Annotated in this window: 16 protein-coding genes; 11 read left to right on the forward strand and 5 right to left on the reverse strand. The window is 49.7% G+C overall.

The features are described from left to right. Positions 1-38 precede the first annotated feature (38 nt). Positions 39-1,157 carry a glycosyltransferase gene (locus tag AAX04_RS07800; protein WP_066796489.1) on the reverse strand — a complete coding sequence of 373 codons (1,119 nt, stop codon included), beginning with the start codon at positions 1,155-1,157 and terminating at the stop codon, positions 39-41. Positions 1,158-1,241: 84 nt separating this feature from the next. On the opposite strand from AAX04_RS07800, the gene AAX04_RS07805 reads away from it, so the two are divergent. From AAX04_RS07805 to AAX04_RS07815, 3 genes are all read left to right on the forward strand, one after another. After that, positions 1,242-2,678 carry an MFS transporter gene (locus tag AAX04_RS07805; protein WP_084761272.1) on the forward strand — a complete coding sequence of 479 codons (1,437 nt, stop codon included), beginning with the start codon at positions 1,242-1,244 and terminating at the stop codon, positions 2,676-2,678. A gap of 336 nt (positions 2,679-3,014) precedes the next feature. Further along, positions 3,015-3,623 (forward strand): hypothetical protein, encoded by a 609-nt coding sequence (locus tag AAX04_RS07810; protein WP_156519760.1) that lies wholly within the window; start codon positions 3,015-3,017, stop codon positions 3,621-3,623. A 70-nt stretch (positions 3,624-3,693) separates the two neighbouring features. Next, on the forward strand, positions 3,694-4,227 hold the full coding sequence (locus tag AAX04_RS07815) for a hypothetical protein (protein ID WP_066796495.1): 534 nt from the start codon (positions 3,694-3,696) through the stop codon (positions 4,225-4,227). On the opposite strand, the gene AAX04_RS07820 is transcribed toward AAX04_RS07815, so the two are convergent. From AAX04_RS07820 to AAX04_RS07830, 3 genes are all read right to left on the reverse strand, one after another. After that, entirely contained in the window at positions 4,224-4,517 is a 294-nt protein-coding gene (locus AAX04_RS07820; protein ID WP_066796498.1) for a hypothetical protein, read from the reverse strand. The genes AAX04_RS07815 and AAX04_RS07820 overlap by 4 nt on opposite strands. 144 nt (positions 4,518-4,661) lie before the next feature. Continuing rightward, positions 4,662-5,015: a retroviral-like aspartic protease family protein gene (locus tag AAX04_RS07825; RefSeq protein WP_066796501.1), complete on the reverse strand. Its 354-nt coding sequence runs from the start codon at positions 5,013-5,015 to the stop codon at positions 4,662-4,664. Between the two features lie 42 nt (positions 5,016-5,057). Then, on the reverse strand, positions 5,058-5,684 hold the full coding sequence (locus tag AAX04_RS07830; RefSeq protein WP_066796504.1) for a hypothetical protein: 627 nt from the start codon (positions 5,682-5,684) through the stop codon (positions 5,058-5,060). Positions 5,685-5,829: 145 nt separating this feature from the next. Between AAX04_RS07830 and AAX04_RS07835 the strand changes: the two genes are divergently transcribed. Together AAX04_RS07835 and AAX04_RS07840 are read left to right on the forward strand one after the other, a co-directional pair. Next, positions 5,830-6,153 (forward strand): AbrB/MazE/SpoVT family DNA-binding domain-containing protein, encoded by a 324-nt coding sequence (locus tag AAX04_RS07835; protein ID WP_066796506.1) that lies wholly within the window; start codon positions 5,830-5,832, stop codon positions 6,151-6,153. Between the two features lie 112 nt (positions 6,154-6,265). After that, complete coding sequence (locus AAX04_RS07840; protein ID WP_066796508.1) at positions 6,266-7,240, forward strand: hypothetical protein; 975 nt, start codon at positions 6,266-6,268, stop codon at positions 7,238-7,240. A 1,252-nt stretch (positions 7,241-8,492) separates the two neighbouring features. Here the strand turns inward: AAX04_RS07840 and AAX04_RS07845 are convergent. Continuing rightward, positions 8,493-9,782: a DUF58 domain-containing protein gene (locus AAX04_RS07845; protein WP_066796510.1), complete on the reverse strand. Its 1,290-nt coding sequence runs from the start codon at positions 9,780-9,782 to the stop codon at positions 8,493-8,495. 239 nt (positions 9,783-10,021) lie between these two features. Between AAX04_RS07845 and AAX04_RS07850 the strand changes: the two genes are divergently transcribed. The 6 genes from AAX04_RS07850 to AAX04_RS07870 form a co-directional block, all read left to right on the forward strand. Then, positions 10,022-11,494 (forward strand): oligosaccharide flippase family protein, encoded by a 1,473-nt coding sequence (locus AAX04_RS07850; protein WP_084761274.1) that lies wholly within the window; start codon positions 10,022-10,024, stop codon positions 11,492-11,494. 60 nt (positions 11,495-11,554) lie between these two features. Continuing rightward, complete coding sequence (locus AAX04_RS07855; RefSeq protein WP_238377841.1) at positions 11,555-11,968, forward strand: hypothetical protein; 414 nt, start codon at positions 11,555-11,557, stop codon at positions 11,966-11,968. Beyond that, the gene (locus AAX04_RS07860) at positions 11,923-12,690 is read left to right on the forward strand and encodes a hypothetical protein (RefSeq protein ID WP_156519762.1); all 768 of its coding nucleotides are present in this window, start codon (positions 11,923-11,925) and stop codon (positions 12,688-12,690) included. Before AAX04_RS07855 ends, AAX04_RS07860 begins: the two co-directional genes overlap by 46 nt. A 51-nt stretch (positions 12,691-12,741) precedes the next feature. After that, complete coding sequence (locus AAX04_RS11950) at positions 12,742-12,903, forward strand: hypothetical protein (protein ID WP_156519763.1); 162 nt, start codon at positions 12,742-12,744, stop codon at positions 12,901-12,903. An 88-nt stretch (positions 12,904-12,991) separates the two neighbouring features. After that, a complete protein-coding gene (locus AAX04_RS07865) occupies positions 12,992-13,573 on the forward strand; it encodes a hypothetical protein (protein ID WP_066796519.1) in 582 nt (193 codons plus the stop codon). Then, positions 13,570-14,678, forward strand: a 1,109-nt coding sequence (locus AAX04_RS07870) for a hypothetical protein (protein ID WP_066796522.1), incomplete at its 3' end; no start/stop codon positions are given. The genes AAX04_RS07865 and AAX04_RS07870, both read left to right, overlap by 4 nt.

Raw genomic sequence — 14,678 nt, forward strand, 5'->3', positions numbered from 1 at the left:
GGCTGCTACAGGGCTTGACCCTTGAAGATGCATGCGAGTTAATTGGTGGTTAGGCGCCTGCATAACTCATCCCTGAACCTGGTATATGAGAATTCCCCAGCCCTCTCAACCACAAGACTTGAGTATTCCTCGTAGTTGCTTAGTATTCGCCTAGCCGCATCCACCGCTTCATTAACGGTGTCGTAGCCGAACCCGTACTTGCCAGCCTCAACTATGTCGTACCATGGCCCACCGGACCTGGGCACTATGGGCACCGCCCCCATGGCCATGGCCTCAACGACGACTATGCCGAAGGGTTCATGGGGCTTCCCATGAATGAAAACCTTGGATCTACCCAACACGCTGTACGCCTCGGCTAGGCTTGGGTTCACAATGAACTTAACGTGCTTGGCAACACCAAGCCTCTCAGCTAGCTTAAGCAGGTTAGCCACGTAAAGCCTGGCCGTTGAGTCATCCGCCGAGCCCATTATGTAGGCCTCAGCATCTACGCCACTCCTCCTCAACTCGCCGACAACCCTAATGGCTAAGTCATGCCCCTTAGCTGAGCCAAGCCTGCCGAAGGAGACAACGGCGTCCTCCCTAACCCTACTCCTGTACCTACCGGCCAGTTCAATGTCGACTGGTGGGTGTAGTACACTGGGCTTAATGCCAATTGTCCTATGCATTATGTATGCGTTGACGTGGCTGTTGGTGAATAGGTACCTAGCCCTCCTGAACACGTCGTAGCTGGACAACATGGCCTGCACGGCCATTGGGATCATCCTGTGGGGCTTACTTAGGGGTGCCACAGGCCTAGTCCTGTCAATGTAACCGTGCACGTAGAAGATTATGCCGCTGTGCCTAATGTACCGTGAGAGGTATAGGTCATCTAGGTACAGTAGGTCATAGTCCCCTGCAATGCTGGTCAACTTACCCACACCCACGGTTGAGTTCACTAAGCCACATGGGGCATTGCTGCAGGGGAGGCGTTTAACCACTGCTACGTTAACCCCACTTAGGTCAATGCCGTGGTCCCTCTTAACCTTGCTTAGGCTAATGCCGTAACTGGCCAGTATGTCAACATTGATACCGCATTCCATCAGTGCCCTCGCGAACGCCGCGTAGAGCCTCTGGGCACCACCAACACCACTAATCGACCAGTAGATCAGTGCCCTCACGCCACTTTGGGTTAATTAGGGCTTTTAAGCGCAGCACTGTGGAACCTATTAAAAGGTTTAAATATGGCGGCTTAAACCGCCCCTGTGAATAAGGTTCAACTGGTCGTGTTGACACTGCTGACGATTGCATCATTCATGGCGGCCCTGGACAGCACAATAGTAATACTGGCGCTCCCAGTGATGTTGACGGCCCTACACAGTGACTTGGCGACGTTGATATGGGTAATATTAATCTACATACTTACGGTCACGGTGCTTTCAACGCAGTTGGGTAAGCTTGGTGATGTTAAGGGTAGGGCAGCCATGTTCAACCTGGGCATGGTGCTCTTCGGCGTGGGTAGTGCCCTGTGCGGTCTATCAGCGAATGCGGTGGAGTTGATATCCTTCAGGGTTGTGCAGGCCTTCGGTGGCTCACTGATGACGAGCAACACCATGGCCATAGCCAGCGATTATTTTCAACCCAATGAGAGGGGCTTCGTCTTTGGGACGACCTCAATGGGCTGGAACCTGGGTGCGGTGGCCGGCATACTGGTTGGCGGGGTCTTAACCACATTCGTTGGCTGGAGGTGGATCTTCTACGTGAACGTACCCATAGCCATAGTCGGCTTCGCCGTTGGGCTAATGTACCTTAGGGATAGGGGTGTTAGGGTTAGGGAGGGCTTTGACGTGCCGGGTGCCGTGACGCTCGGCCTATCCCTTGGCCTATACTCAATGGCTGGCATAACCTACGCCGGGGTGGGCTATAACGCTATGGTTGGCTTAATGGCTCTGTTGGGCACTGCCCTACTGCTGGCCTTCATATACGTGGAGTCGAGGGCCAGGTATCCCCTTATTGGTTTAAGCCTGTTCAGGATAAGGATGTTCACCCTCTCAAGCTTCTCCTACTTCTTCCAGTACATGGCCAATTACGCAATACTCTTCCTAGTAATAATGTACCTCCAGGGGGTTAGGGGGCTTAACCCCTTCGAGGCCTCACTGTGGCTTGTGCCGGGTTACCTGCTTGGTTCATTATCGGCTACACTTGGTGGTAGGTTGGCTGATAGGTTTGATGCGAGGGTGGTTGCCTCAGTGGGGCTTATGCTGCAGGCCGTGGCCTACGTGCTCTACGACGTCCTATTGACGTTAACGACCCCCCTCTACCTGATAACATTAATAGCGTCGGTGAGCGGTATTGGGGCGGCCATGTTCTTTGCGGCTAACGGTAAAATGGTCATGTTTGAGGTGCCTGGGAGCATGTACGGCATAGCCTCAGGTACGAATAGGACAATCGGCAACATCGGCATGATACTGAGCTTCATAATAGCCATAGTGGTCTCCTCCATGGCCATACCGAGGAGTGTGGCCTTTCAAATATTCGTAGGCACATCAACGTTAACCCAAAGCCTAATGGCAACGTTCATAAACAGCCTACACCTAGCCTTCAAGTCATCCCTAGCCCTAATAGCCGTAGCCATAGCCACATCCTGGAGCAGGACAAGGGTACCCATGGCCCAGCGCAGGAAGGTTACCGCAGGCAAGTAACGCCTCCAACTACCACGGTTAAGTCTCACCCTTTAAGGTAGGGTCTTCTACTACCTGAAGGATGAGGTTTAATCCATTATCAAGGCTTGGAATGGGTACGTTAGTGCATGGTTGTATGAGAATGGCTTCATGCTAGACCTGCTAATACTCCTAGCCTTGGTAATGCCAATCCTAGCCAAGCCAGCACCAAGAAGATTCAGGCTAACTTAACCTAACCCAACCCCTTAAACAATCCCCCTTCAAAATCCCTCCTTTATTGAAGCGTTAATGGTTAAAGCTTAAAATACTCAAAAAACTTAAAGCACTAGTTCTAGTGTTTTTACACGCTGCTCGAGTATGAGTATTCTGGGTGTGATAAGCATTATAGCCGCCATCATAGGTGCCGTAGTGGGTGTAATAAGTGCTGTAATCACTGTAGTTAGCTTCATGCATAGGTTCGAGAGGTATATTAGGGATGATGTTAGGAGGGATATTGAGGGGTTGAGAGAGGAATTTAGAAGGGATATTAATGAATTAAGGTCAAGTGTTCAGAGGGATATTGGTGATTTGAGGGAGAGACTTATTAGGGTTGAGGATAGGTTAAACATTCTCGTTAAGGCTTTTGGGAAGCAGGGTGATGTTGTAGCTGGGCTTATCGAACAACTTGGCAAGAGGGGTATCCTTGAGGGTGTGGATGCGTGGAAGACTGCCCTCGGCAGTATAAACTCAATCATAGGCAACCCACTTACAGAGGATGAGAAGAGGAGACTCCTTGGGTACATTAATAAGGGTAAGGATGAGTTCACGCCCGAGGAGGTTGATGACTTTGAGAGGTTGGCTAAGAAGTTTTGGGAGGAGCACATGGATAAGGATGAGGCATGGTACCTACTCCTCTACGCCGCCGCAGTGCGTGGTATAACGTACGGAAGGTACAACAAGGAACTGATGCCACTCAAACTAACTTAACCCAAACCAATCATTTATTGAAGCAACAGCCTTTTAAACGCTATAGGTATTTTAACACAGTGCCCGAAGTATGGATATTGTGACTGTACTTGTGACCGTGCTCAGTACCGTGGTTACCGTGTCTGTGGCGGTGGGTAGTGCAGCCTACTGGCTTGGGAGCAGGCTAACCAAGATGGATAGTAGGCTAACTGAGATGGAGGCTAGGATTGAGAAGAATATTGAAAGGCTGAGTGAGAGGCTGGAAAGGCTCACCAATGCCATTAATGGTGTTGGCGAGTCCATTGTCGAGTACCTTGGGTTGAAGGGCGTCTTGAACCAAGGCGAGGTGAACTACCTAAGGTCGGAAATCATGAGGCTAACCTCAATTGCAACAAACCCGCTTACGGCTGAGGAGAAGAAGAGACTCCTTGAACTCGTGAACAAGGATGATTTAACCCTTGAGGAGGCTGAGGAACTCCACAACCTAGCCAGGAAGTTTTACGAGGAGTATATTGACAAGACTCCTGATGCCTTCAAGGTGCTACTGTATGCGGCCGCAATGCGTGGAATAACGTACAGGAAGTACGGTGCATTGAGGAAGCAACCAAACCAACCACCAACCTAACCCAAACCCTCAAAAACAATCCTTTTTGAACCCCCTAGGGCTTCAACGGTTAGCCAAACACCCTTAGGCCCGCAGTAGTACTGCCAGTTAGCCCCGATAGGCTCGGTAATGTTGAGGTTCCAGACCCAGTACCCATACGTCCAACCTATTGGGTCGTAGCATGGTGCTGGTTTACCGTACTTAGCCTTGGTGACAACCCAAGCCCAGTACTGTGCTCCTAGGAATGTCATGTTGAGGATGTAGCTGTCTGGTGTGCCTGGCTTAACCCTAATTACTTGGATTAGGCGCAAGCCAGGTAGGTTTTCAATTAGGCTTATTGGGAGACTTGCCAGTAGACATGAAGACAACCTTAAAGAGGGGCAATAACCAAAACCCCGAGATCACCCCCACTCCAATAAGGCAGGGCATCATGTCTACTTAACCTGTTCAGCCCCTTAAACGTAGAGCATGTAGTACTCACTCTTCTCTAACTTACCCGTTACTGGGTTTACCTTAAGGCCTAGGGTCTCTAATATGTCAACGCCTATTACTGGCGTGGCGCCATTGAAGGCCATTACCCTGGCTGGCCCCCTCCTACCCTCAATCTCAACTTCAGCCACGAAGACCCTAGCCCTAACAACCCTACCATCGCCAAGTCTCAACTCGGCTTCAAGGGGTGTTTCATAGAGGTACTTCTCGGCAACATCAAGCGGCATTACCGTGAAGGTGGCCCCCGTATCCACAAGAACCTTATCCATGGTTAACTCACCCCTACCCCTAAACCTGGCGGACACGTACACGTGGCCCACGGCGATTTAACCATGGAAACCTTTTAAAATGCTTTTGGTGGTTTAACTTAAGCCCTCTAAGCTGTTACTTGCCTTGAACTGGGTTGTGTGGCTTAATGCCCTGGCTAAACCATCCACAAGCCTCATGTTGACGGCGTAGCCCCTCCTCACCCACTCTCTGGCTGAGTAAACCATAACTTCCGTTAAGCCATCAATGAGCTTAACGCCATCAGCGGCAGCCCTACCCCTGGCGTTGAGTAATGCAGTGATGCGCCTCTTGGCGTATTTAACCAGGTCGCTTAGCGTGTTGGCAAGGGCCTTCTCAACTATGGCCTTATCCAGTGGCTCAACGAAATACCTGGTTACGTTGGCTGTGTTGGGTATTTGGGCTAGGAGTGCATTGCCTATGGTTAGGCTTGGTGTTAGGTAAGTCGTGTTGTCTATCCTTGGGCAGAGCATCCAGGTGGCAACCTCCCTAATCCTGGAGTAGACCCTGGTCCCACCGCCTGGTATGTCGAAGGATATGAGGGTTAGGTCGTTGGGGTTGTTGGTTATTGTGAAGTTGATTAAGTGTCCTCCGTTTCTGGGGTGGTTGGCTATGTGTATGTCCCTAATCTCCCACGGCTCCTTATACCTACCCTCAAAGGCCCTTGAGGAGAGGCCAGCCGTCCTCCCGGTAACCAGTAGCATAAGTGGCCTAGGCTGGGTGGGGGTTTATAAAGTTTATTCATTATAAATCAAATAATTACGTAAAAATTTACGTGAAATTTAAGTAAAATATTCATTTATAAATGAATTATAGTAATCCTTAAAAAGGCCTGGAGGGTGCTTGGTAGTGTCCATAGAGTCCCTTAGGTTGCTTCAGGGTGTTGAGGTTAAGGCTAGGGTTAGGATTTATGGGCCGACGAACTCATACATACCCATACCATCATTCGTAAGGTACCTGGGTTTTGATGAGAAGGTCCAGGCCATAGTGGTGAAGGGTGGGTTAACCCACATGTACGAGGCCACGTTTAGGAGGTTATCCACGAGTAGGTTTGGGATAACACTACCGAGGAGGGTTATAGAGGCGTTAAACCTAGCCAATAACGATGAGGTAACGGTAATAATTCTAAGGCCTGTAACCGGGGAGTACACCATAAGGAGGGGGGCCGCCTAACCTTTCGATGCAAGGTATATTCACTGCCTCATTTTCAAAGACTAATGCACCTAAACGAGTAGTTTCATAACTAAGGAAAAGTTTATTTTCACATTACCAGTTCTCTAACCCAGTGTCCCTTAGGGATGAGTTACTGCGCCTCTTGAAGGAGGATGAGGAGTTTAGGTTAGCTGTGGTTGGGTTGCTGGGCATTACTGATGTGCAGGCCACCTTAAAACGCCTAATGGACGTGGTGACTAAGTTGACGGATAACCAAGCCACCATGTTAACCACACTAAACAGTGTACTAACAGCATTAGGTGGCTTAGTCGACACAATGCAGAAGCTACTACAAGAGGTAAAGGTGCTTAGGGAGGATCAGGCTAAGCTATGGCAGGAAGTGAAGGCATTGAGGGAGAACCAGGAGAGGCTATGGCAAGAGGTAAAGTCACTTAGAGAGGACCAAGTGAAATTATGGCAGGAAATGGGTAAGTTGTGGCAAGAGGTGAGAGCGCTAAGAGAAAACCAAGAGAAACTATGGGAGGAGGTTAAGTCATTGAGAGAGAACCAGGAGAAGCTGTGGCAGGAGGTTAAGGCTTTAAGAGAGGATCAGGGGAGGCTATGGCAGGAAGTGAGGTCATTGAGGGAGGGTCAAGAGGCGTTAAGGAAGGGTCAGGAGGCGCTTTGGAGGGAGGTTAGGGGGATTAGGAGGGATTTGAGGGATGTGAAAAGCACCCTAGAGAAGTACTCCATAACCACTGAGGAGGAGGCTAATGACACTGTTCAATACTACCTGAGGCAGAGGGGTGTTGTGGTTGAGACTAAGCCCACCTTCCTGAACAGTGGTTACGAGTTCGACATATACGGTACCAACGGTGCCGTTACCATTGTCGGTGAGGCTAAGGTTAGGGCTGGCCCAAGGACGGTGGAGAGGGTTAACGGGAAGATTGAGGAAGCCATCAAGGCCATGCCGAATAAATTCCCCGGAAAAATCATCAAGGTGCTTTACTGCCTAAGGGCAAGCCCCAACACACTGGAGGCAGCGAATAAATACGGCATATGGCTACTGGAATCGGGGAGGGAGAGAAACACACCTCCCCTACCCTGAAAAACACCCAAAGATTACAAACCACGCACCCAATGTAAGCCCCTCACATGGCGCATAATCCTAAGTACGGGTCCTTGGCATGAATAACACTGTTAAGGGCCCTGGAGGAAAAGCTTACCGAAAAATTTGGGCTGATAGAGTAGTGGTAATATTAAGATTGCTTAGCGTGGTGTAGGTTCGTTAAAAACTTAGGGTAGTAAAGCGTGGTAATATTAACCTTAATGTGTGGTTGAGTTAGCTACCATGGCTTATAGGCTAAGTCTGCATCTTGAATTTTGGGCTGGTAGAGTAGCGGTAATCTTAATACTGGCTTCATGCATGTTGATTAGGGTGCAGTTGGCTCGCTGGGTGTCATTGGAGTTTGGGCTGTCAGAGCCGTGATAATATTAAGATTAATGTCCATGTGTTGTGTGTTGGGTTGGTGGCTGTTGGCTAATGGGTGTCGTTAAGTTTTGGAGTGAGAGAACAGCAATAAAATTAATATATTTTAAAAAATATTAATACTAAGGTTTGTATGCGCCATCGAGTTACCCACGGCATCAACTTGATTAGTAATTATGGCTTGTAGGGTTGGGTGGCTGCCTTAAGTTTTGGGCTGTTAGAGTAGTGATAATATTAATATTATCGTGACTCTGCCGGTCCAAAAACCAAGATAACTCTTCAGCCCTATAAGCCATAGAGCCAGCTGATTGCATGCACATGCAGTGCGCTCATCACCGGTATTAATATCACCACGGCTCTGACAATCCAAAGGCACACGGTGCTTAATGCTTAAGACTGATAGAATCGTGGTGATATTAATGCTGGCTTTGTGTGTCATATTGCAGTGGCTATATGATTTGCGGGGTTAAGTGGTTGTCTTGCGTTTTGGAGTGGTAGAGTCGTGGTGATATTAATATTATCACTACTCTGACAGCCCAAACTCCAATGAACCCGCACGCCCCGTTAGCCGATCAATAAAGGTACAGGACAGTAACATCGACTCCAACGATGCCGATATTAATATTATCGTGACTCTACCAGTCCAAAATTTAATGAAACCATCCACTGCCGCAGTTGCCATTAACACGCCACCAGCACATAACCTTAACGTCACTGTTATCTTGGCGCCTTAAGGCTTGATGAGTTTACGTGTGGTGTGCCGTGGTTAGTCTTCAGTATTAATGTTATCGCTACTCTGACAGCCCAAAACTTATGGTTTTGGTTTCATGCCTTGGGATGCCTAATGGCGCGTGTGATATCTGCTGGTTTCTCACTGGGTGTTGGTTCTTGGGTTTATTAGTAGGCAGGCTGATCCTGTCCTGCATAGGCTTCTTGTCCAGGTTGATTCCCCTATCACTATTAGGGGGTCCCTGATTCCGTTGATTAAGGTTAACCTGTCCCTCCTGATCCTGTCTAGGAGGCCCCAGGTGTCTAACCCGCCCACTGGTTTTATGTTTAGGTTCCTTAACGTGCCCGTTAGCCTTGTTATGGCGTCGTTTAGGTTTCGTGGGGTTATGGTTAACGGTTCCGTTGACCCGTCGACCACGTACACCTTGACCACCCTACTGCTCAGTAGGGCTGTGGCTATGGTTAGTATTAACGCCTCCCCAACCCTGTCCAGGGTTTCCTCGTTTGATGCGTAGGGTACTAGGGCTATGTTTAACTCGTCCACCTCCTGCCTAAGCACCTTAACCACGAGCCTCCTGAGCTTAAGCGTCTTCTTCCAGTGAACCCTCCTAACCGGGTCCCCTGGGGCGTACTCCTTAACCTCCTCCACATCCTCAACACCCCATGGGGAAAGCCTCCTAACCATTGCCGTTGCGTACTCGGCCGCTGCCCTAAGCCTAGGAATCACGGTTATCGGTGGGTGCATGATAACCCTCTCCACGGTCACAAGGCCCCTGGGGTCGATTAACCTAACCCTTAGCCTAGGCCTCCTCACGCCGCCCAGTTGGTAAAGGGCCCTAACCTTAACGGTGCACTGCCCGTTTATGGCTAGTTTAGGTGGGTTTATGGTTAAGCCTTCGTTGCCTACGAATTCAAGCGTTGCCTTAATCCTCGGCCTGGTGGTTAACGTTAGGCCGTAGTCCAATGGCGCCCCGGCTATGGTTTCAAGCCTCCTGCTTGGCGTTAGGCTGATTCTAGCCGCCTTCAGTGTGAGCCAGGTTGCAAGGGGTGTTAGGGTTACGTAGGCTAGGGGTGCTGCGTAGTTTAACGCCTTCATGGGGTTGATTAAGGCCGCTGAGGCCAATGCCGATGCCGATATGGCTGCTGCGTAAACCCACCAAGGCCTTGCGTTGCCGGTGATCCTCAGGGCCGAGTCAAGGATGAGGGTCATCGGTATGGAGAGGGCTAGGCCAATTAAGGGCTGCATCAACCCGATGATGGCTATGCCGAGTAGGGTTAACTCAAGGTCAATGCCCTTACCCCAGGTGGCCAGGTTAATGGCCAGGAGCACCAGTGAGGCTATTAGGACTGGCGTGTTACCTAGGTTGAAGGCTATGAAGACGATGGGCATTAACCTCCCTAAAAGCAGCAACGCATCATCAAACTCACCCACAATCAGACGCATGTTGCTTGGTTTTATAAAGTTATGGCAAGGGGCAGGCATCTAATGACTTGCTTAAACCCTACACCACCATTCAACCCACATGCACTCGGCCCCTCATTAGCCAGCTAAGGCATTGTGGTAAGGCTTAATGCTGTGTGTATTGGCCGTGGTGTTGGTTTAGCAATCGCCCCTTAGAATGGGGGTGGGGTCGTGTATTACTTAATAAGGGGTGTTGGTTGAGGGCCTTGGTGGGGGAGTTAATCAGTGAGTCACCGCTGCTCGGAGTGTTCACCAACTACGCATCCACTGTGGTTAACTACGCCCTAGCCCTAGCCTACATAATACTACTCACCAGGTTCATTCCCCTAACCCAGTACGGCTACTACAACGCAATGTTGGCCCTACTGTCAACGGTTGGGTTATTCTTCCCAACCTTCGGTATCGATAACGCCATAGCCAGGGAGGGTGCCATGAACCACGCCAGGGGTGGCACCGTCTACATGCACTACTCGGCAATGTTCGCACTATCCCTAACCCTAACCCTAGCCTACTCCGTGACTGGCCTAGCCCTAATACCAGTCTTCATAAAGGATGGTGTACCAGCATGGCTGATGGGCATAGTGGCTGTATGGGCGGTTTACACCCTAATACAGGGCGTTAACAATGCGTTGAACTTCCACCTATGGGCAGTGGGCTCAGTGGCCACGCAGGGTGTTGGGTTAACCCTAGGCAACATAGCCTTCAGGGTCATTGAAGTAGCGTTAATAATGTTGCTTAGGAACGTCTACGCAATAGCAGTATCCTACCTAATAGGTCAATTAACCATAGCCGCATACTACATGGGCAAGGTTAGGCAGTGGCCAAGTTTAAGGGCAGGCTACGGCCTAATTAGGGCTAGGGTTAAGGAGTACGTTAACATGGGCTTCCAGTACTGGCTAGCCGCATACCTAGGGGGCATTTCAAGCACGCTAATGGCTTACCTAGTCTTTAAGCTCCTCGGCCCATCGGCATCTGGGATATATGGGTTAACGCTAAACATAATCGGCTTATTGAGTGGGTTTGCGGGTTCAGTTGGCGCAGTGTTCGGTACTGTGGCTAGTCACGGTTATGCGGTGGGCTTTGACGTGGGTTCCTTGGCTAAGGATTACTCAGGGGGGTACGTGGTGGTGGGTTCAATACTAGCCTTAACTGCCATACTCCTCACCCCACTGGCCCCAATCCTACACGTAATTAACGGGGCCTATACGGCGGCTGTACCATACGTAATGCTCCTCTTCGCCACAACACCAGCCTCGGTGGTTGATGGAGTCTACATGATGTACTACTGGGTCACTGGGAAGGGCTGGTTAGCCGTGGAGAGGAGCGCAGTGGGTGCAGTTGCAAGTGTCTTAACCTTCATAGCCCTAGCCCACTTAATGAACCTATACGCAGTGGTGGTTGCAAACTACGTGGGCGTAACATTAACGCTGATACTCTACTGGCTTAACAATAGGCCGTGGGGGTGGAGGCTTGGGGCCGTGACTGCCCTATCCCTAGCAGCCCCAATGGCCTCAGCAATACTATACGCCATGAGTGACCCGGCATTAACCTGGCCCATACCGCAGTTAGCCGTTTTACTCCTATTCACCCTCATCATGCTGCTTGTTAAGCCAATACCGAGGAGGCTGATTACGGATGCGCCAAGGCGGTTGAGGGTTATCTTAACCCCATTCTCACGTTAAATGCATGAGGTTCCTACGGGTAATTGTTTTAAAGGGGGTTGGTAATACGGTTACTGTAAAATGGCGTTGAGGAGTATTGGTGAGGTTGCAACCACGCTTGTGGGGGAGTACTTGGCCAGTAGGCTTGGGGTAATCAACCCCCGCACCCTCCCTGCATTGAGAACTAGGGCCATTAGGCTGGGTGTGTGGTGGAGGGTTTCGCCGTTGAGGAGGGGGTTATTGGACTCGGTGATATTTTTCATTAGGAGGGGTGGGGTTGTTAAGTCCCCAGGCCTACTGGCCGCCATTAGGCAGGCTGCACTGGAGGTGTTGACCCTCATACTCTCCAGGAGGCTAACCCTAGTTGCCTACCTAATAGGCCTAAGGCTACTGGGGAGGGTTAGGCAGTTGGTGGATGGCGTAAGGGCAGTGGTGGCGCTGGGCATAATGTGGTTGAACACGCCAAACTGGTACAGGCCAGACATAACACCCTAATGATGCCGCAGGTCTCCGCATTAGACATCAACATTGCTGGGTTGAATAGGAGGCTTAGTGATGTTATTGATACGGTTAGGAACCTAATTGCCCACCATAGTGAAGGGCTCAATAGGTTTATTGAGAATTTTGAAAGAGAGTTAGCTAACGGAACGGTTAATGTAGATGATTATTGCAATAACGCTAAGGACCTTATGAGGGATGAGATTCAGAACCTCAATAACCTAGCCCAGGTGGAGGGTAAGGGGCAGGTACTTAAGAGTACCTTACTTACGCTTATGGAGGTGTTAAGACGGTATGGCTTGTTGAAGCCTGGGGAAGTCGAGGAATTGGAGGCTGAGTTAGAGAATGTTAATGACGTTAATGAGTTGCTTACTGCAATTAACGGTGCCTATGGTATGTTAGCGTCCTTACTGCATAGGGTTGCCTGTGAGCAGGGGGACACTAACGTGAGGTATTCGCTCGTGCTTCTAGCGGAGTCGCTCATAAACTTTTCCTTAGGGGTATCTTTATCGGCAATTGCCTACTTCTTAGCGTCACTTGCCGTAGCCCATGGTAGGAATAATATTGCTACAGTGTTAATTAAGAAAATTGGCGACGACTTAGAACAAATGGTTAACTTTGCATGTGGAGTAGTGAAGGCAGCAAAGTCCCTTGAGGAACGTGGGATTTACCTAAGCGGTGAAGATACCCTCATCGCCAGGTATGGGAATAATTATTAACACCGGCTTAAGCATAAACGCATTAATTATGCCTAGGGACTTAACTAAACCATGGATATAGAATCCTTACCTGATATCGACCTTAGGAAGTCCTGTTGTTCATTAGGTTTAGGGGTCAAGAGGGTGTTGAGGGTTGGTGAACCATTTCTAACTAGGATCTCAGTTACGTTGCTCACTGGGAGGATACTTGTGAAGCCACGGCACTTGAGGTAGTTGGAATAAGCGAATTACTTAGTGAGCTAGGGATTGATACTGAGTAACATAATCCATGAAACTTAAATGAGGGACTGTTTGATAGGGTATGGGGGTTAGGATTGCTGCAGTTGACTTCTCGAAATACCGTGAAGTGGGGTATGGGGCTGGTGTGGCTATTTACGAGTGGCCTGATGTAGTTGATTTAAATATGCACTTAGTGCAGGTAGCCGGATACCTGGCTCAGAGGCGTGTCTCCAGGGTTGATAATGCCGTGAAGCTCATCCTTTACGGATTTCACCTAAAGGAGCATGGGGACCTGGTGGACATGTACGTGAAGTCGTTGAGACGTAGGCACATGGTTAAGGTAGTCTCCATACCAAACCCAACCACTGACACCATAGTTAATGAGTTGAGGAGGGAGGACGTTGAGGTGGTGGTGTTTGATACCCCGAGTAGGGATGAAATGGTGTACATAAGTGACGTTAGGATGAGGGTTGGCAGGGTAATTGTGGGAAAGACGCATGTGGTTTCAATAAGCGACATAGCCGCATACTACGCAGCGTTACACTCAGCACTGCAACGTCGTGAGATTTACGGTAAGGCTACCGAGGTTTCTAAAGTTTATAATAAGATTGAGAAACTAAGGAAGCTTTTAAAGAGACTTCCTCATTATTTATATCCACCATGAGTTCGCCTGAAATTGCGGCATTATCAGCCTACCAAGCGGTACCCGAGATCTGCGGGGAGGTGAGGGAGTTCGGGGAGCCAGCCAACCCAGCTCTAGCTAGGTTGCTAAGGGGTAGTTACCAAGCGTTAAAGGAGGGGGGTGCGGTAACTGGGTTCTATGGTTTTGGTAAGACCTTAGTTGCGGCATTATCGGTATTTGCAGAGAATGCACTGGGAGGTAGGGCTACGGTTCTCGCGGCCTATAAGGTGCTTAGGGCTGAAGAGGGTACTGTGAACCTTAACGAGGTAGCCATTGATATTGCCGAGGAGTTTGAGGAGAGGTGTGGTGAGGAGCTGAGGGAATGGTTAGGCGGGGTGTTTGGGAAGCAGTCAATTAAGGGTACGGGTACTGTAGGGGCTAAGATTGATATTGAGGTGAAGGGGTCTGGATTAAACCGACTACTTAAGGTAATCAAAGACCTGGTGAATGAGGGGTTCACGCTTATTGTTGTGGATGAATTCGAGAGAGTTGTTGAAATGCCCGCGCAATACGGCTTTCACGACTTCGATGACCTCCGTGACAGGTACTTTGAGATGGTTGACAGGTGGCCTCGGGCTAATGCAGGCTTAACAATACCAACAACCCTTTGGGTTTACTTAGATTTGCAGACTAGGAGGAGGATAGCGCCTCTATACCACTTAACCATGAACATAACGACCGACGACATGAGGAGGTTCCTTGAGAGGAAGCTTGGGAAAATACCCAATGAACTGAGTGAAGTTGAGTTCAGGAACCCGGCCGTGGTCTCAGAAATAGTCAGGGACGTGAAGTCTAAGGGTGCCGACGGGGTCTTGAGGGATAGGATTGAGTGGCTTAGGAGGATTGCGGAATCATACCCCAGGGCTAAGATGGAGACTAAGAGGGCTTTACATGCTGCATATCTCGCGGCGTGGTTCATGCAGAACATATACGCGGAGATACCCGAGAAGCGCCTCAGGAAGGCGGCTGAGCTGGTTAAGTCGAAGGATCCAGTGGAGAGGCTACACTCAAAGAGGCGCAGGCGCAACAAACTACTCACTAAGGTCACGAACGGTTACATGTTAGCCGCGCCTGTTATAACCCATGT

The organism is Caldivirga sp. MU80 (assembly GCF_001663375.1).
In the GTDB taxonomy this organism is placed as follows: Archaea; Thermoproteota; Thermoprotei; order Thermoproteales; family Thermocladiaceae; genus Caldivirga.